The organism is Paraburkholderia hospita (assembly GCF_002902965.1).
Classification (GTDB): domain Bacteria; phylum Pseudomonadota; class Gammaproteobacteria; order Burkholderiales; family Burkholderiaceae; genus Paraburkholderia; species Paraburkholderia hospita.
Genome location: NZ_CP026105.1, coordinates 3,892,278 through 3,910,061, shown reverse-complemented (window position 1 = coordinate 3,910,061; position 17,784 = coordinate 3,892,278). Strand labels below are relative to the sequence as shown.

Sequence of the window (17,784 nt, the reverse complement as noted above, 5' to 3'; positions counted from 1 at the left end):
CGCCCGCGTCACGGCGGGCGAATCCGGGTTCATCACTCGTAATCGGCCACGGGCACGCACGAGCAGAACAGGTTGCGGTCGCCGTATACGTTGTCGGCACGGCCGACAGGCGGCCAGTATTTCTTCGCAACCAGCGACGGCAACGGGTACGCCGCCGTTTCGCGCGCATAGCCGTGCGTCCATTCGTTCGCGACGACCACAGCCGCCGTATGCGGCGCGTGCTTCAGCGGATTGTCTTCGCGATCGCTGCGGCCTTCCTCGACGGCGCGGATTTCGTTGCGAATCGCGATCATCGCTTCGATGAAGCGATCCAGCTCTTCCTTCGATTCCGATTCGGTCGGCTCGACCATCAGCGTGCCCGGCACCGGGAAGCTCATCGTCGGCGCGTGGAAGCCGTAGTCCATCAGACGTTTCGCGACATCGTCGACGGAGATGCCGCTCGTTTCCTTGATAGGACGCAGATCGAGAATGCACTCGTGCGCAACCAGCCCGCCCGGGCCCGAATACAGCACCGGGTAATGCGGCGCGAGCTTGTTCGCGACGTAGTTCGCGTTGAGGATCGCGGTTTCGGTGGCGGCCGTCAGGTTCTTCGCGCCCATCATCGCGATGTACATCCACGAGATCGGCAGAATCGATGCCGAGCCATACGGCGCAGCGGAGACGGCACCGATGCCGTTCGCATCGCGTTCATAGCCTGTCGAGGTCTGGTTCGGCAGGAACTTCGCCAGATGCGCGCCGACGGCAACAGGGCCGACGCCCGGTCCGCCGCCGCCGTGCGGAATGCAGAACGTCTTGTGCAGGTTCAGGTGCGAGACATCGCCGCCGAACTGGCCAGGCGCCGCGAGGCCGACCATCGCGTTCATGTTCGCGCCGTCCACATAGACCTGGCCGCCGTGCGCGTGCACGATCTCGCAGACTTCGCGGATGTTCTGCTCGAACACGCCGTGCGTCGACGGATACGTGATCATGATCGCCGCGAGCTTGTCGGCGTGCTGCGCGGCCTTCTTCTTCAGGTCTTCGATATCGACGTTGCCTTGCGCGTCGCACGCAACGACGACGACCTGCATGCCCGCCATCTGCGCCGACGCCGGGTTTGTGCCGTGTGCCGAAGCGGGAATCAGGCACACGTTACGATGACCTTCGCCGCGCGATTCGTGATACGCGTGGATGATCAGCAGACCCGCGTACTCGCCTTGCGAGCCGGCGTTCGGTTGCAGCGACACGGCCGCGTAGCCGGTTGCGGCGACCAGCATCTGTTCGAGCTGATCGATCATTTCGCGGTAGCCGACGGTTTGCTCGGCGGGCGCGAACGGGTGAATCTGGCCGAACTCGGGCCACGTGACGGGCAGCATTTCCGACGTCGCGTTCAGCTTCATCGTGCACGAGCCGAGCGGAATCATCGACCGGTCGAGCGCGAGGTCCTTGTCCGACAGGCTGCGCAGATAGCGCAGCATTTCCGTTTCCGAATGGTGACGGTTGAAGACGTGGTGCGTCAGATACGCGCTTTCGCGTTCGAGCGCGCTCGGGAACGTGTTCGACGCGCCAAGCTTTGCATCGAGTTCGTCGATTTGCGGCACGGCTTCGACGAATGCCGCTTGCGCGAACGCGGCGAGCAGATCGGCGAGATCGGCGCGGGTGGTCGTTTCGTCGAGCGACAGACCGACGCGCGTGTCGCTCACGTGACGCAGGTTGATGCCCTTCGCCGTCGCGGCGTCGCGCAGTGCCTGGGTGCGGGCACCCGTTTCGAACGTGAGCGTGTCGAAGAACGATTGGTTGACGAGCGTATAGCCGAGTTGCTTCGCGCCTTCCGCGAGCAGCGCGGCGATGCGGTTAACGCGTTGCGCGATCATCTTCAGGCCGCGCGGGCCGTGATAGACGGCGTACATGCTGGCCATGATCGCGAGCAGCGCTTGCGCCGTGCACACATTCGACGTCGCCTTTTCGCGGCGGATGTGCTGTTCGCGCGTTTGCAGCGCGAGACGCAGCGCGGGATTGCCTTGTGCATCGACGGTGACGCCGACCAGACGGCCCGGCATCTGACGCTTGAATTCGTCGCGCACAGCGAGATACGCCGCATGCGGGCCGCCGAAGCCGACGGGCACGCCAAAGCGCTGCGAGTTGCCGACGGCCACGTCCGCGCCCCATTCACCCGGTGGCGTCAACATGGTCAACGCGAGCAGGTCGGCGGCGGCGACCACGTGGCCGCCCGCTGCGTGGATCGCTTCAGCGAGCGCGCGGTAGTCGTGCACGTCACCGTTCACGCCCGGATATTGCAGCAGCACGCCGAACGCGTTCGAGCTCGCCGCGTCAGCAGCCGGGCCGACCTTCACTTCGATGCCGACGGGCTTCGCGCGCGTCTTCACGACTTCGATGGTTTGCGGCAGCACGTCGTCTGCCACATAGAAAATGTTCGACTTCGGCTTGCCCACGCGTTGCAGCAGCGTCATTGCTTCGGCGGCCGCCGTCGATTCGTCGAGCAGCGACGCGTTCGAGATCGCGAGACCCGTCAGGTCGACGATCATCTGCTGATAGTTCAGCAGCGCTTCGAGACGGCCCTGCGAGATTTCCGGCTGATACGGCGTGTAAGCCGTGTACCACGCCGGATTTTCCAGCACGTTGCGCAGGATGACGGCGGGCGTGTGCGCGTTGTAGTAGCCCTGGCCGATGTACGAGCGGAACACCTGGTTCTTGTCCGCGAGTTCGCGCAGCGCGGCGAGCGCTTCGGCTTCGCTCTTCGGCTGGGCGAAGGGGCCGAGCGGCAGCGCGTCCTGGCGGCGAATCGTCTTCGGAATCACCGCGTCCATCAACGCGGCGCGCGATGCGAAGCCGAGGGCTTCGAGCATCGACTGCTGATCGGCCGTATCCGGGCCGATATGCCGTTCGGCGAAGGCGTCATGCACTTCGAGCGCGGCGAGCGAGAGAGGAGTGCGGTTCATCAGACGATCCGGGTGTTCGAGCTTCATGGAATGTTCCTGCTGGCGCGGCGTTCTTCTGTCGTGGCGAACGCCGCGCCGGTCGTGAGTAAGTGGCTTATTCGCCGATCGACTTGCCGTACGCGGCGGCGTCCATCAGACGGTCTTCCGAGGCGCCCGCGGCCGGCTTGATCTTGAACAGCCAGTTGTCGTACGGCGCGCTGTTCACGGCGTCCGGCGTATCGGCGACGTTCTGGTTGGCCTCGATGATCTCGCCCGACACGGGTGCGTAGATATCGGAAGCCGCCTTCACCGATTCGATGACGGCGACGGTATCGCCTGCCGAGACGGTCTGGCCCAGTTGCTGCAGTTCGAAGAAGACGATGTCGCCGAGCGCTTCCTGCGCGTGGTCGGTGATGCCGACCGTCAGCGTGCCGTCCGCCTCGGTGCGGACCCATTCGTGCGATTCGGTATATTTCAGATCGGCCGGGATGCTCATCGGATGCTCCTATGCGGTAATTCGGTTAATTTAAATAGTGGGACGCACGCGACGCTTTCGTGTCTGTCTGGTGACTGTGTCGTGACGCTGATCGTGTGACCGATCAGCCGACGAGCACTTTGCCGTTGCGCACGAATGGCAGTTTAACCACGCTGGCGGGAAGTGCCTTGTCACGGATCTGAACGTGGACGACGTCGCCCGGCTGCACGCCCTTCGGCACGCGCGCAAAGGCGATCGATTCCTGCATCGTCGGCGAGAACGTGCCGCTCGTGATTTCGCCGTCGCCAGCGGGCGTGACGACCTTCTGGTGCGCGCGCAGCACGCCAGCGGCCTTGCCGTTGTCCTTGTGCAGGATCAGGCCGACGAACGACGACTTCGAACCATCAGCTTCGAGTTTTGCGCGGCCGATGAAATCGCGCGGCGCGGTCAGATCGACCGTCCATGCTAGGCCGGCGTCGAGGGGCGACACGTTGTCGTCCATGTCCTGGCCGTACAGGTTCATGCCGGCTTCGAGGCGCAGCGTGTCGCGCGCGCCGAGACCGGCGGGGCGCACGCCTTGCGCCTGCAGCGCGTTCCACAGCGCTTCGACGTGATCGGCGGGAACGATGATCTCGAAGCCGTCTTCGCCCGTGTAGCCTGTGCGCGCGACCGTCAGCTCGCCAAACGGCGTATCGGTGACGCGCGCGGCGTTGAACGGCTTGAGGGCTTCGCTGGCGGCGCGCGCGTGGGGCACGGTCGCCCAGACTTTTTCGCGCGCGTTCGGACCTTGCACGGCGACGATCGCGTAGTCGCGGCGCGGTTTGATCGTCAGGCCGAAGCCTTGTTCGTCTTTGAGCCTGGTGAACCACGCGACGTCTTTCTCGGCCGTGCCGGCATTCACGACGACGCGGAAATGATCTTCGCCGAAGTAATAGACGATCAGATCGTCGATCACGCCGCCTTCAGGGTTGAGCAGGCAGGAGTAAAGGGCTTTGCCCGGGGCTTGCAGCTTGCCGACGTTGTTCGCCAGCGCGCGCTCGAAGAAAGCGCGCACGCGCTCGCCCGTGAAATCGACGACGCACATGTGGGATACGTCGAACATGCCGGCGTCGGTGCGCACGGCGCGATGCTCTTCGATCTGCGAGCCGTAATTGACGGGCATGTCCCACCCGCCGAAGTCGACCATGCGGGCATTGAGCGCACGGTGCGTGGCGTGGAGCGGGGTGTGTTTGAGTTCGGTCATCGGGGCCTCGGGGCGTCGCTAAACAGGAAAGGCCATGCGGCGAAACCCCTCGCGGCCTGATCCCATCTCGGGCCAACGAGCGATAACTGCATGCCCCCTCTGTCCTCGATACCTGAGAGATTGCGCTGCCGTCAGCGAGTGCTGATGGGCTGGCGCGCGCCCCTTCGGTGGGCAGCCTGCGCGACCATTCGCGCTACTGCCGCTCTCCAGAGTGCGAAAAACGGGCGCTCGTTCAAATGAGGTCGTTATGACCGGATGACGAGCGGGTTTTTCGACGCGGTCGGTCCTTTTGCCTGAGAGTTTGCGGGTGTGCCCCTTCGGCGGCGCTGGCTGCTGGACGTTCTGAAAACGACAGCGGACGGCGCGCTCTCCCGACGCGTGCGGCGAATGTACGCGAGGGGCGAAGGGATGTCAAATTGGCGCGCCGGGCCTGCGCGGGCGCGGCTGAGCGGGCGGTGGACGCGACGCCGTGGTCAAAAAAGCGCCGCTCGCGAGGCAAGGTAAGCACGCGCCGAACGGTCGGCACGGCACGTGCCACCGTCATATCAGCGGTTGATGGCCGCCGACGCCGTGTCCAGTTCCTGATTCAGCACGCGCTGCTCGTCGCCCGTGAGGCCGCCGCCGTGCTGTCCGGCCATGTCGTGCGCTTCGTGGCGGATCGTATCGAGCCGGCGGTGCAGCGCGGCGCCTTCGGGCGGCGGATAGTGGCCCTGGTTCACGCGCGCGTCGACGTTGCGGCCCATGTTGTCGATGCGTCCGTCGACCTGTTCGAGGCGATGCACGGCCATTTCGTGCGGATTCGGCGCGCGAGACGGCTCGGCGAGCTGCTGCGACGGTGAGGCCACGCACGCGGCTAGCGACGAAACCAGCGCGAAACAGCCAAGCGCGCGAACGATATGCTGCATATTCCTTCCTTTCTGTTTGATCCCGAATGGATACGGGAGGGCCATGAAGGCCAACACCCTGACGGTTGGCAGCGAAATCGCCGCCACCCTGACCGCTACGCGCCTCGGCTGAATGCCAGGCGCACGCCTTCCTTCTCGCTGCGATTCGCAAGCTCGATGATGGTCATGACGTCCACCGCGTCAGCCGCGCTGACCGGGAACGGCACGCCATCATGGATCGATGCCGCCAGCGCGCGGTAGAGCTCGACGTACGCGCCGTCGCGCGTCGGCAGATTGCGCTGCACTTCCTGTTCGCCTTCCAGCACGCGCAGCGTGCCCGCTTCATTGCCGCCGCCGAAACCGGCATCGCCCGGACGCAAGCCCGCCTTCAACTGATCTTCCTGCGTGTCCAGCCCGTTCTTCACATAACTGCCGCGCGTGCCGTGGATCGTGAAGCGCGGCGCGACGATCGCCGTCAGCGCGCTCGCGTGCAGCACCACTTCATGGTTCGCGTAGCCGAGCAGCAGATGCACGTAATCCGGCGCGCTCGCGTTGTCGCGGTATGCCTTCACCGTTGCATAGACCGTTTCGGGCGCGCCAAACAGCGTCAACGCCTGATCGATCAGATGCGGGCCGAGATCGAACAGCAGGCCGCCGCCACGCGACGCCTCTTCGCGCCAGCGTTGCCGGATGCCCGGGCGAAAGCGGTCGAAGTGCGATTCGAAATGCGTGATGCGGCCGAGTTCGCCGCTCGCGATCAGGTCGCGCACGGTCATGAAATCGCCGTCCCAGCGACGGTTGTGGAACGGCGCGAATACCAGCCCCTTGCTTTGTGCGAGATCGGCGAGCGTACGTGCATCGGCGGCGGAGAGCGTGACGGGCTTGTCGACGACGACATGCTTGCCCGCTTCGAGCGTGCGGCGCGCGAGGTCGAAGTGCGTGTCGTTCGGCGTCGCGATCACGACGCATTCGATGTCCGACAGCGCGAGCAGCGCATCGATATCGGCGACGATCGTGGCATTCGGATAATCGGCGCGCGCCTTGTCCGGCTGGCCCGTGGCGATCGCGGCGACGCTCGCGCGTCCGCAGTGTTCGATCACCGGCGCGTGAAATGTGGCGCCGGCAAAGCCGTAGCCCATCAAGCCAATTTTCAGCGATGAAGACATGCGTGTTCCCTGCAAAACCGGCGCGCCGCGGGGGCGGCGCACAACGCCGCAATTTTGGCATAGCTGCGCTTTGCTTCGTGGCGGATCGGGCGGCGTGTGCCCGCGCGGATCTCGTCAGGAAGACATAAGCCGAGGCATCGGAAAGGGCATTCGTGTTAACATCGCGGTTCTCACGCGAACGGCAAAAAACGCATGGAATCAATTGCGTGGCGCATCGGCGGCGGGTTGACGGCGCGCCGCGCGGCCACCTGATCCGACGCGTCGCCAGCGCCGTCTCGCTGCATGTTCTCGGGCCGTTCGTAGCGAAGCGCCCTCAATCCCGGTCTCAATCCCTTACTCATCCACACACGATGTCCGCAGGCCTGAATTCCGCCCAAAGCGAAGCGGTGCGCTATCTCGACGGTCCGTGCCTCGTGCTCGCGGGCGCGGGCAGCGGCAAGACGCGCGTGATCACGCAGAAGATCGCGCACCTGATCGAAAACAAAGGCTTCGAGCCGCGCCATATCGCCGCCGTCACCTTTACGAACAAGGCTGCCGCGGAAATGCGCGAGCGCGTGAGCAAGCTGCTCGAAGGCAAGACGCTCACGACGCCCGGCAAGGAAGGCCGCAAGGTGCCCGTCAACCAGCTGACGGTGTCTACGTTCCATTCGCTCGGCGTGCAGATTCTGCGTCAGGAGGCGGAGCACGTCGGCCTGAAGCCGCAGTTCTCGATCATGGATTCCGACGACTGCTTCGGCATGATCCAGGAGCAGGTCGGTTCGACGGACAAGGGTTTCATCCGCAAGATCCAGACGATCATCTCGCTGTGGAAGAACGGCCTCATCATGCCGGACGAAGCGATGGCGATCGCATCGAACGAGGACGAGCATCAGGCGGCCATCGTCTATCGCAACTACGTCGCGACGCTGCACGCGTATCAGGCCGTCGATTTCGACGATCTGATCCGCCTGCCCGCCGAGCTGTTCAAGAACAACGAGCAGGTGCGCGACCGCTGGCAGAACAAGCTGCGCTATCTGTTGATCGACGAGTATCAGGACACCAACGCGTGTCAGTACGAACTGGTGAAACTGCTGGCGGGCCCGCGCGCCGCGTTCACGGCCGTCGGCGACGACGATCAGGCGATCTACGGCTGGCGCGGCGCGACGCTCGAAAACCTCGCGCAGCTCGGCAAGGATTTTCCGAAGCTACACGTGATCAAGCTCGAGCAGAACTACCGCTCGACGGTCCGCATCCTGACGGCTGCGAACAACGTGATCGCGAACAATCCGAAGCTCTTCGAGAAGAAGCTGTGGTCCGAGCACGGCATGGGCGATTCGATCTCCGTCACCGGCTGCAACGACGAAGAGCATGAAGCGGAGTCGGTCGTGTTTCGCCTGTCGGCGCACAAGTTCGAGCGGCGCGCGCAGTTTCGCGATTACGCGATCCTGTATCGCGGCAACTTCCAGGCGCGCATTTTCGAACAGGTGTTGCGCCGCGAGCGGATTCCATATGTGCTGTCGGGCGGCCAGTCGTTCTTCGACAAGGCAGAGATCAAGGACATCTGCGCGTACCTGCGTTTGATCGCCAATGCCGACGACGATCCCGCGTTCATTCGCGCGATCACGACGCCGCGCCGGGGAGTCGGCAATACGACGCTCGAAGCGCTCGGCGCGTTCGCGGGGCAGGCGAAGGTGTCGCTGTTCGAGGCGGTGTACATGGGTGGCCTCGAGGCGCGGCTGTCGGCGCGTCAGGTCGAGCCGCTGCGCATGTTCTGCGATTTCATGCAGCGTCTGCGAGACCGGGCGGACAAGGATGCGGCGACGTCTGTGCTCGACGACATGATGGAAGCGATTCACTACGAAGCCTATCTGTACGACGCATTCGACGAGCGCCAGGCTCAGTCGAAATGGCAAAACGTGCTGGAGTTTCTGGAGTGGTTGAAGCGCAAGGGCACAAAGCCTGAACCGGCAGCGAGCACGGAACAGACGGGCTACGACAACGCCGATGGTCTCGCCGACACCGGCAAGAATCTTCTTGGACTGATTCAGACGGTTGCGCTGATGTCGATGCTTGAGGGCAAGGACGAAGATCCCGATGCGGTGCGGTTGTCGACGGTGCATGCATCAAAGGGGCTGGAATATCCGCATGTGTTCCTGGTCGGCGTCGAGGAAGGCATCATGCCGCATCGCGGCGGCACGGAAGACGACGGCCCGATCGACGATGAGCGCATCGAGGAAGAACGCCGGCTGATGTATGTCGCGATCACGCGTGCGCAGCGCAGCTTGCATCTGAACTGGTGCAAGAAGCGCAAGCGGGCGCGTGAGACGGTGGTGTGCGAGCCATCGCGCTTCATCCCGGAGATGGGGCTCGACGAAGCGCCGCCGCCGACGCCGGAAGAAGCGCCGATGTCGCCGAAGGATCGCCTGGCGAGTCTCAAGGCGCTGTTGCAGAAGGCTTGACTGGCGCAAACGTGCGCCGCATGCATGCTGAAGGCATAAAAAATCCCCGCTCTTGGAGGCGGGGATTTTTGTTTGCGCGTTGAAGATGCGCGGTGCTTATTTCGATGCGTTGACCATGTAGTCGACGGCGGCCTTCACATCAGCATCCGACGCGCTCGATCCGCCTTTCGGCGGCATCGCGCCCTTGCCGTGCAGCGCGTAGTTGTAGACGGTTTCCATCGGCTCCTTCAGGCGCAGCGCCCAGGCGTCCTTGTCGCCGAATTTCGGCGCGTTCAGCACGCCCGCCGCGTGACAGGCCTGGCAGACCTGCTGATACAGCGCCTTGCCCGCCTGCGATGCGTCCGCGCTCTGCGTCGCGCCCGATGCGGGCGCCGCGCCTTGCGGCACATTGGCCATGGCGGCCATCGCGGCGGCCGCCTGGGTGCCTGCTGCATCGGAGGCACCGGCTGCGCCTGATGCCGCTTCGGCGCCCGAAGCCGCCGCTGCGCCCGAAGCGCCGGCCGGCCCTGCGGCTGGCTGACCCGGTACAGGCTTCGGCGGATCTGCGAATTTCGCGCCCGCGTTGTTCGCCATGTATGCGACGGCGAGGCCGATTTCGTAATCGCTATAATCGTCCGGGCTCGTGCCGCCGCGCGCGGGCATCGCGCCCTTGCCCGTCAGCGCGTTGTGCCAGAGCGTATCGAAACCTTCGCCGATGCGCGGCGCCCAGTCGGCCGTGTTGGTGAACTTCGGCGCGCCTGCTGCGCCCGACGCGTGACACGTCGAACACACGGCTTTGTAGACTTCCTCGCCCGTCTTGTAGACGCGCGGCGCATTGGCGTCGCGGATGTCGACCTTGGCGAGGGGTTGGGTGCGCGCGTCGACTGCGGCATCGGACAGACTGTCGGTGCCCGCGCCCGTGCGGGTCGAGTTGTCGACGTAATAGGCGAGCAGAATGATGATGATGACGGGGACAGCAAAACCCGCGATGACTGCGGCGATCAGCTGTCCGGGGGTTTTGATCGGGGCTCCGTGTGGTGCTTCGCTCATGCTTGTCTCGTCTCCCGTGGGTATTGTGAGCGGTACAGCGCGACGGCAACAACTTTGTTCTTGATCAGCCACGGACGATTATAGACGGAAGGTTTCGGCGTCGGCGAGCGGGCCCGGGAGGTGTTCAGTAGGCGTTTACGCGAACACTTTCGGGGTTTGTTGCGTGGCTGGCCGGAGCCGGCGAACCGTCCCGGGCCATTCGACGGCGTCTGCCGCCCCGCGCAAGCCCGCTCGCGGTGGACGGGCCGTCCGAAACCGGGTATGCTCTCGGTCTCGCTTTAGCGCCATATCTCGCATCAACTGCGTGATTTTGCAGCGCTTTTTGCCGAATGCGCCCGTAGCTCAATGGATAGAGTACTGCCCTCCGAAGGCAGGGGTTGCTGGTTCGATCCCAGCCGGGCGCGCCAAAACGCATCGTGCGTGGCGGTTAAGCACAACAACATCACATCAGCACCCGCGCCAAACCCGCTCCTATGCGGGTTTTTTTACGCCTTCTTCTTGCGCAGTCCACTGCGCAATGCCTTTGCATCGCTCCCCACAGTCCCCCGAAATAAGCCCATTAACTCCATCTGATCCACCGATCACCCTGCAAGCCTCGCGGACAGAATAGCGTCACGGTAGCTCATTGCGGGTCGAGTTTCCGTTGCAGCCGGCGCGTGTCTTGCCGGCAGCGCTTCGCCATTACGCGAGCGCTGTCCGGCACGACGCCCGCGCGCTCATCGACACTTTTTCTGTTCCGTTTTCATGAAGCCCATTCGCCTGGTTTGCGGCACGCGTGCCTCTTACGACGATTTCCCGCAGAAGACCGCGCTCGGCCGTTCGCTTTCGCTGTTCCGTCACGCGAGCCCGCCGCAACTGATGCTGTTCGACAACAACCGGGCCGGTCTTTCGTCGATCTATAACTATGCGATCGAACAGTCCCGCAACGACCCGGCGATCCTCGTCTTCCTGCACGACGACCTGCATCTGTGCGACTTCTACTGGATGGACCGCATTCGCGACGCCGTCACGCAATTCGACATCGTCGGTCTGGCGGGCAACACGCGCCGCTTGCCGGGCCAGCCGTCGTGGTTTTTCCGGGACGCGTCCTTCACGCGCGACGACGCGCAGTATCTGAGCGGCGTCGTCGGTCACGGCAGCGGCTTTCCGTGCACGAACATGTCGATCTACGGGCCGCCCGGCCGCGAATGCAAGCTGCTCGACGGCCTGCTGCTCGCCGCCGATAGCGAGCGCCTGATCGCCAGCGGCCTCACGTTCGACGAGCGCTTCGACTTCCATTTCTACGACCTCGATTTCTGCCGCCAGGCCGAGTCGCGCGGACTGCGCATGGGAACGTGGCCGATGAGCGTCGTGCACGAAAGCGGCGGATCGTTCGGCAGCCCCGCATGGCGCGGCGGCTACGAGCGTTACATGCAGAAGTACATGGGCGTGTAAGCGCGTCGCCATCCGCGCCACCTCAGGGTCCCCGATGCAAGCGCCTGCCGATCACGAATCTCTCACGAACGGCGACGTCCAGATGGACGGGACGGCGCACGCGCCGTCGCCGGCTGCGCCCGCATTCGATGCCGCCGCCGCGCTGCACGCCGCGTTTGCGCATCATCAGGCGGGCCGCATGAGCGAAGCGGCCACGTTCTACAAACTGATTCTCCAGCACGACGCCGGGCATGCCGACGCGCTGCATTTCCTCGGCGTACTCGCCTGCGACGTCGGCAACCTGCCGGCCGGTATCGACCTGATCGAAAAGTCGATCCAGCTGCATCCGAGCGCGATCTACCTGAACAACCTCGGCAACATGCGCGGACGCGCGCGCAATCATCAGGGCGCGATTGCCGCATATCGCGCGGCGCTGTCGCTTGCGCCCGATTACGCGCAAGCGCACAGCAACCTCGGCCACGCGCTGCGCGAAGCGGGCGATTCGCAGGGCGCGGTCGACAGTTGCGCGCACGCGGTCCGGCTCAAGCCGGAGTTTGCGCAAGCGTGGATCAATCTCGGCAACGCGTTGCTGGATCTGGGCAGCGACGAAGGGGCGCTCGACAGCTACATCAAGGCGCTCGCGCTGAATCCGAACGACGCAAACGCGCACAACAACGTCGGCAACATTCTGGAAAAGTACGGCCGCGCCGCGAGCGCCGCCGAGGCTTATCAGCGCGCGGTCGCGCTCGAACCGGGACGCGCGTCGCTGCACAACAACCTCGGCAACGTGCTGCGCGATCAGGGCTTGCTCGATCAGGCGACAGCCAGCTACCGGCAGGCCGTCAAGCTCGATCCCGGCTTCGCGCAGGCGCACAGCAATCTGCTGCTGTTGCTGAACACGCGGCCTGAGGTGAGCTTGCGCGAGCAGTTCAACGAAGCGCGGGCGTTCGGCGAACATCAGTCGGCGAAGGCGCAGCGCTTGGAGCACATCGCGCACCCGGGCGAGACAGGGAAGCGTCTGCGCGTCGGCTTTGTGTCGGGCGATCTGAACTCGCATCCCGTCGGCTTTTTCCTCGAAAGCGTGCTCGGCCATCTCGACCGGGCGCGCATCCAGCTCGTCGCCTACGCAACGCGCCAGCGGGATGACGCGGTGTCGCAGCGCCTGATGCCGCATTTCAGCGCGTGGCACGACATCTCGCGGTTCGACGACGAAACCTGCGCGCGCCGCATCCGCGACGACGCGATCGATATTCTCGTCGACCTGTCCGGGCACACGAATCACAACCGCCTGCCCGTGTTCGCGTGGAAGCCCGCGCCCGTTCAGGCGACGTGGCTCGGCTATTTCGCGACGACGGGCCTCGCGGCGATCGATTACGTGATCGCGGATCGTCACGTCTTGCCATTCGACGAGTCGTCGCAATTCGTCGAAGCGCCGTGGCATTTGCCCGACAGCTATCTGTGCTTCACGCCGCCGTCTTTCGATATCGAAGTCGGCGCTCTGCCCGCCGGCGGCAACGGCGCGATCACGTTCGGGTGCTTCAACCATCTGGTGAAGCTCAACGATGCCGTCATCGCCTTGTGGTCGCGCGTCCTCGACGCCGTGCCGGGTTCGCGTCTGCTGCTGAAAACCCGGCAACTCGACGATCCAGCCGTGCAGCGTGCCACGCTCGAACGTTTCGCCGCGCACGGCATCGACGGCGCGCGTCTGCTGCTCGAAGGCCAGTCGCCGCGCGACGAACTGCTCGCGGCATACCAGCGCGTCGACATCGCGCTCGACCCGTTCCCGTATGCGGGCGGCACGACGAGCGTCGAAGCGCTATGGATGGGCGTGCCCGTCCTGACGCGCCGCGGCGAACGCTTTCTGTCGCACGTCGGCGAAAGCATCGTGAACGCGACGGGCTTGCCCGAGTGGATCGCAGCGGACGACGCTGACTATCTGAACAAAGCCATCCGCTTCAGCACGCAGCGCGACGAGCTGGCAGCGCTCAGAAGCACGTTGCGCGAACGCCTGCTGGCTTCGCCGCTATGCGACGCGCCGCGTTTTGCGCGGCATCTCGAATACGCATTTCACGGCATGTGGGCGCGCCACGCCGCATGCCATCACACCAACGACGGGCTGCCCGCCCAACCGGATCGACATTCATCAGGGGACGCCCGCGAGCACGCGGAGCGCAATTTCGCATGACAGACTTCAATCAGAATCAGAACGGCTCGTGGCAGCGCATTCCGACGCCTGCCAACCTCGGTGCGGCGTCGCAGCCGCAAGCCGCGCCCGACGCGGCAGCGCAGGCGCAGGTCGCGTCGATGCTGCAAACGGCCGTCGAGCATCACGAGGCCGAGCGCTTCGACGAAGCGGAAACGCTGTATCGCCAGATTCTCGCGATCGATCCGAATCACGCTGACGCGATGCATCTGCTCGGGCTGATCGCGCACGAGTTCGGCCAGTACCAGACGGCCTGCGATCTGATCATGGCGGCCATCACGCGCAATCCGCAGGCGTTCTATTACTACAACCTCGGCAACGTGATGCAGGCCAACAACCGGCCGGCCGCTGCCGCCGAATGTTTCCGTCAGGCGCTCGTGCTGCAGCCGGAATACGTCGACGCGCACAACAACCTCGGCAACGCGCAGCGCGCGCTGAAGGATCATCACGGCGCCGTGCAGTCGTTCTGCCAGGCCATCAACCTCAAGCCGGATCACGCGCGCGCGTACAACAATCTCGCGAACACGCTGATGGAACTCGACGAGCTCGACGCGGCCATCGAAGCGTGGCGCAACGCGATCGCGCTGCGCCCGGATTTCGCGGAGCCACGCAGCAACCTGCTGTTCGCGCTGAACTATCAGCAGCAGACCACGCCGCAAGCGTATCTGGAAGAAGCGCTGCGCTTCGGCGAAGCAATGGAGGCGCGCGCGCAGCCGTTCACGACGTGGCTCGTCGACGCGGGCTCGCGCGCGGACCGTCCGCTGCGCGTCGGCATCGTGTCCGGCGATCTGAAGAAGCACCCTGTCGGTTACTTCATCGAAAGCGTGCTCGCGAACCTGGATTCGTCGCGCGTGCATCTGGTCGCCTACCCGACGCGCGATGTCGAAGACGAATTGACGGCGCGTATCAAGCCGTCGTTTGCCGCGTGGACCAGCCTCGCCGGTGTCAGCGACGAAGCGGCCGCGCAGCGCATCCGCAACGACGGCATCGACATTCTGATCGACGCATCGGGCCACAGCACGCACAACCGTCTGCCGCTTTTCGCATGGAAGCCGGCGCCCGTGCAGGTCAGCTGGCCGGGATACTTCGCGAGCACGGGCGTGCGCGCGATCGACTACATCCTCGGCGACGCGCATGTGCTGCCCGAAGCGGAAGAAGCGCATTTCGTCGAAAAGCCGTGGCGTTTGCCGGACAGCTATCTGTGCTTCACGCCGCCCGCCGATCCCGTCGAAACGGGCACGCTGCCGATGCTTGCGAACGGTCACATCACGTTCGGCTACTTCGGCAACGTGACGAAGGTCACGGATCATGTCGTCGGCGTGTGGTCGACGCTGCTTCAGAAAGTACCCGGCGCGACGCTGTTCCTCAAGTCCGGCCAGTTCGACGACGCGCACGTGCGCGATTCATTCGTGCGCCGCTTCGCGATGCGCGGCGTTCCGGCGTCGCGGCTGATTATCGAAGGGCGCTCGGCGCGCGACGCGTACCTCGCCGCCTACCGCCGTGTCGACATGATGCTGAGCCCGTTCCCGTACGGCGGCGGCACGACGACGGCCGAAGCGTTCTGGATGGGCGTGCCCGTGCTGGTTCGCCAGGGCGATCGCTTCGTCACGCACATTGCGGAAACGATGTGCCACACGGCAGGCCTCGCCGACTGGATCGCCGCTGACGATGCCGCTTATGTCGACAAAGCCGTCGCCTTTGCCGCGGACCGCGAACGGCTGTCCGCGCTGCGCGGCGGTCTGCGTGCGCAACTGCTCGCCTCGCCGCTGTGCGACGCGAAGCGTTTCGCGCGCAACCTGGAAGGCGCGCTGCACGGCATGTGGGAACAGCGCGTCGCGCAGGTCGCGGAGGCGGCGCAGTGAGCGCACAGTCGGTCCTGATTACGGGCGGCGCGGGGTTTCTCGGCTCGCATCTGTGTGACCGGCTGGTGGCAGCCGGTCACGACGTGATGTGCGTCGACAACTTTCACACAGGCAGCAAGCAGACCATTCACCACCTGATCGGCAAGGTGAATTTCGAAGTGATTCGCCATGACGTGTGGCTGCCGCTGTATGTGGAAGCGGACCGCGTGTTCAACATGGCGTGCCCGGCGAGCCCCGTGCATTACCAGAGCGATCCCGTATCGACGGTGAAGACGGCCGTGCTCGGCGCGATCAATATGCTCGGGCTCGCGAAGCGCTGCGGCGCGCGCATCCTGCAGGCATCGACAAGCGAAGTCTACGGCGACGCGCAGCAGCATCCGCAGCCGGAAACGTATTGGGGCAACGTGAATCCGAACGGCCCGCGCGCGTGCTACGACGAAGGCAAGCGCTGCGCGGAGACGCTGTTCTTCGACTATCACCGGCAGCACGGCGTCGACATTCGTATCGCGCGAATCTTCAATACGTACGGCCCGCGCATGCGTCCCGACGATGGCCGCGTCGTCTCGAACTTCATCATGCAGGCGCTGCAGGGCGAGCCGATCACGCTTTACGGCGACGGCAGCCAGACGCGTTCGTTCTGCTATGTCGACGATCTCGTCGAAGGGCTGATGCGCCTGATGGATCACGAAGGCGAGCCGGGGCCGTTCAACATCGGCAATCCAAGCGAAATCACGATCCGCGAACTGGCGGAAACGGTGCTGCGTCTGACGGGCTCGCGCTCGCGCATCGAATATCGGCCGCTGCCGTCGGACGACCCGGTGCAGCGGCGTCCCGACATCGCGAAGGCCCGCCAGCATCTCGACTGGGAGCCGGGCGTGATGCTCGAAGACGGTCTCAAGGAGACCATCGCGTACTTCAAAAAGGTAGTGAAGCAATGAGTTGCGATCTGATCGAAGCGGTTTGCCCCGTTTGCTCGAACACCGTCGCCGCGCGCTTTTTCCCGGCAGGCGAGCAGACACTGGCGACGCTCGCGTGGCCCGGCTCCGCGGATGCTGCGCAAGCGCTGCCACGCCACGCGCAGGATTTCGTGCAGTGCCCGTCCTGTACGCACGTGTGGAATCACCGCTTCGAGTACGACGCGATTCCGTATCAAAGCAATCCGAACCGGATGTTCAACAACGGTAGCATCTGGAAAGGCCATCTCGCGGACACGCGCGATCTCGTGCTGTCGCGGCTGCCCGATGCGCCGAACGTCGTCGAGATCGGTTGCGGCGAAGGGCACTTCGTGCGCGGACTCGCGCAGGCACGGCCGGTTGGTCGCTTCATCGGCTTCGATCCGAATGTGACGCCTGAGACGGGATTGGGCGTCGAGTTTCATCCGCGCCTGTTCGAGCCGCTCGCGGACATGAAAGCGTTCCAGCCGGACGCCGTCGTGATTCGCCACGTGCTCGAGCATCTGACGGAACCGGCGCGGCTCGTCGAAGCGCTGGCGTGGGGCGCGGTGTCGACGGGCAAGGACAGCTGGCTGTTCGCCGAAGTGCCGTGCATCGACCGTGTGTTCGACACGCAGCGTCTCGCTGACTTCTTCTATGAGCATGTGTCGCACTTCACGACGGAATCGTTCCGCGCGCTGATGTCGCGCGCCGGCGAAATCGTCACGCTCGATCACGGCTACGACGGCGAAGTCGTCTACGCGCTCGTGAAGCTCGCGGTGCCCGCGCACGCGCGCTCGCGCGCGGAAGCCGCGACGCGTTTTGCCGCGCGCACCGTCACGAGCCGCGCGACCATCGCGCAGCAGTTGTCGCAATTGAGCGCGTCGGGCAAACGCGTTGCCATCTGGGGCGGCACGGGCAAGGCGGCGGCGTTCATCCATCACTTCGGCGCGGATGCCGTGCGCTTTCCGCTCGTCGTCGATTCGGACCCGGGCAAGGTCGGCACCTTCGTGCCCGGCACGGGCCAGCGGATCGAGTTCCGCGACGTGCTGAAGCAGACCGACGTCGACGTGATCGTGATTCCGACGCAATGGCGTGCCCGCGACATCATCGCCGAAATGACGCGCGAAGGTATCGCGACGAAGAGCGTGATGATCGAACACGACGGCGGTCTCGTCGATTTCTTCGCACAGTCGCATCCTTATTGAACGCGACCGGACGTTT

12 protein-coding genes, 1 tRNA gene and 2 riboswitches are annotated in these 17,784 nt (G+C 64.7%); of the genes, 7 read left to right on the top strand and 6 right to left on the bottom strand.

The features are described 5' to 3' along the window. Positions 1–32: 32 nt before the first annotated feature. The 5 genes from gcvP to C2L64_RS17785 all read right to left on the bottom strand — a co-directional run bounded on the left by gcvP (position 33) and on the right by C2L64_RS17785 (position 6,683). Complete coding sequence (gcvP, locus tag C2L64_RS17805; protein ID WP_090834660.1) at positions 33–2,963, bottom strand: aminomethyl-transferring glycine dehydrogenase; 2,931 nt, start codon at positions 2,961–2,963, stop codon at positions 33–35. Positions 2,964–3,030: 67 nt separating this feature from the next. Then, positions 3,031–3,411, bottom strand: a complete 381-nt coding sequence (gcvH, locus tag C2L64_RS17800; RefSeq protein ID WP_007581595.1) for a glycine cleavage system protein GcvH — start codon at positions 3,409–3,411, stop codon at positions 3,031–3,033. Between the two features lie 103 nt (positions 3,412–3,514). Continuing rightward, positions 3,515–4,633 (bottom strand): glycine cleavage system aminomethyltransferase GcvT, encoded by a 1,119-nt coding sequence (gene gcvT / locus C2L64_RS17795; RefSeq protein ID WP_090834658.1) that lies wholly within the window; start codon positions 4,631–4,633, stop codon positions 3,515–3,517. Positions 4,634–4,722: 89 nt separating this feature from the next. Next, positions 4,723–4,853: riboswitch (glycine riboswitch) on the bottom strand. A 51-nt stretch (positions 4,854–4,904) separates the two neighbouring features. Continuing rightward, positions 4,905–5,017, bottom strand: a riboswitch (glycine riboswitch). A 161-nt stretch (positions 5,018–5,178) separates the two neighbouring features. Further along, complete coding sequence (locus tag C2L64_RS17790) at positions 5,179–5,538, bottom strand: hypothetical protein (protein ID WP_007730944.1); 360 nt, start codon at positions 5,536–5,538, stop codon at positions 5,179–5,181. 95 nt (positions 5,539–5,633) lie between these two features. Further along, positions 5,634–6,683 (bottom strand): oxidoreductase, encoded by a 1,050-nt coding sequence (locus C2L64_RS17785; RefSeq protein WP_090834656.1) that lies wholly within the window; start codon positions 6,681–6,683, stop codon positions 5,634–5,636. 350 nt (positions 6,684–7,033) lie between these two features. Here C2L64_RS17785 and C2L64_RS17780 point away from each other — a divergent pair, with 350 nt between their 5' ends. Continuing rightward, a complete protein-coding gene (locus C2L64_RS17780; RefSeq protein ID WP_090834654.1) occupies positions 7,034–9,121 on the top strand; it encodes a UvrD-helicase domain-containing protein in 2,088 nt (695 codons plus the stop codon). A gap of 96 nt (positions 9,122–9,217) precedes the next feature. On the opposite strand, the gene C2L64_RS17775 is transcribed toward C2L64_RS17780, so the two are convergent. After that, the gene (locus C2L64_RS17775; RefSeq protein ID WP_079498649.1) at positions 9,218–10,150 is read right to left on the bottom strand and encodes a c-type cytochrome; all 933 of its coding nucleotides are present in this window, start codon (positions 10,148–10,150) and stop codon (positions 9,218–9,220) included. Positions 10,151–10,481: 331 nt separating this feature from the next. Here C2L64_RS17775 and C2L64_RS17770 point away from each other — a divergent pair. The 6 genes from C2L64_RS17770 (at position 10,482) to C2L64_RS17745 (ending at position 17,768) form a co-directional block, all read left to right on the top strand. Next, positions 10,482–10,557: transfer RNA gene (locus C2L64_RS17770), tRNA-Arg, on the top strand. 337 nt (positions 10,558–10,894) lie between these two features. Then, positions 10,895–11,584 (top strand): glycosyltransferase family 2 protein, encoded by a 690-nt coding sequence (locus C2L64_RS17765; RefSeq protein ID WP_079498663.1) that lies wholly within the window; start codon positions 10,895–10,897, stop codon positions 11,582–11,584. A gap of 34 nt (positions 11,585–11,618) precedes the next feature. Then, a complete protein-coding gene (locus C2L64_RS17760; RefSeq protein WP_090834650.1) occupies positions 11,619–13,748 on the top strand; it encodes an O-linked N-acetylglucosamine transferase, SPINDLY family protein in 2,130 nt (709 codons plus the stop codon). Continuing rightward, complete coding sequence (locus tag C2L64_RS17755) at positions 13,745–15,628, top strand: O-linked N-acetylglucosamine transferase, SPINDLY family protein (RefSeq protein ID WP_090834645.1); 1,884 nt, start codon at positions 13,745–13,747, stop codon at positions 15,626–15,628. The genes C2L64_RS17760 and C2L64_RS17755 overlap by 4 nt, the downstream gene beginning before the upstream one ends. Further along, on the top strand, positions 15,625–16,566 hold the full coding sequence (locus C2L64_RS17750; protein ID WP_086910668.1) for a UDP-glucuronic acid decarboxylase family protein: 942 nt from the start codon (positions 15,625–15,627) through the stop codon (positions 16,564–16,566). The genes C2L64_RS17755 and C2L64_RS17750 overlap by 4 nt, the downstream gene beginning before the upstream one ends. Beyond that, entirely contained in the window at positions 16,563–17,768 is a 1,206-nt protein-coding gene (locus C2L64_RS17745; protein ID WP_090834638.1) for a class I SAM-dependent methyltransferase, read from the top strand. Before C2L64_RS17750 ends, C2L64_RS17745 begins: the two co-directional genes overlap by 4 nt. Positions 17,769–17,784 lie beyond the last annotated feature (16 nt).

Excerpts from the sequence above, each read along its gene's own strand:
- gcvP (WP_090834660.1), bottom strand. The coding sequence starts at position 2,963 with ATGAAGCTCGAACACCCGGATCGTCTGATGAACCGCACTCCTCTCTCG.
- gcvH (WP_007581595.1), bottom strand. The coding sequence starts at position 3,411 with ATGAGCATCCCGGCCGATCTGAAATATACCGAATCGCACGAATGGGTC.
- gcvT (WP_090834658.1), bottom strand. The coding sequence starts at position 4,633 with ATGACCGAACTCAAACACACCCCGCTCCACGCCACGCACCGTGCGCTC.
- C2L64_RS17790 (WP_007730944.1), bottom strand. The coding sequence starts at position 5,538 with ATGCAGCATATCGTTCGCGCGCTTGGCTGTTTCGCGCTGGTTTCGTCG.
- C2L64_RS17785 (WP_090834656.1), bottom strand. The coding sequence starts at position 6,683 with ATGTCTTCATCGCTGAAAATTGGCTTGATGGGCTACGGCTTTGCCGGC.
- C2L64_RS17780 (WP_090834654.1), top strand. The coding sequence starts at position 7,034 with ATGTCCGCAGGCCTGAATTCCGCCCAAAGCGAAGCGGTGCGCTATCTC.
- C2L64_RS17775 (WP_079498649.1), bottom strand. The coding sequence starts at position 10,150 with ATGAGCGAAGCACCACACGGAGCCCCGATCAAAACCCCCGGACAGCTG.
- C2L64_RS17765 (WP_079498663.1), top strand. The coding sequence starts at position 10,895 with ATGAAGCCCATTCGCCTGGTTTGCGGCACGCGTGCCTCTTACGACGAT.
- C2L64_RS17760 (WP_090834650.1), top strand. The coding sequence starts at position 11,619 with ATGCAAGCGCCTGCCGATCACGAATCTCTCACGAACGGCGACGTCCAG.
- C2L64_RS17755 (WP_090834645.1), top strand. The coding sequence starts at position 13,745 with ATGACAGACTTCAATCAGAATCAGAACGGCTCGTGGCAGCGCATTCCG.
- C2L64_RS17745 (WP_090834638.1), top strand. The coding sequence starts at position 16,563 with ATGAGTTGCGATCTGATCGAAGCGGTTTGCCCCGTTTGCTCGAACACC.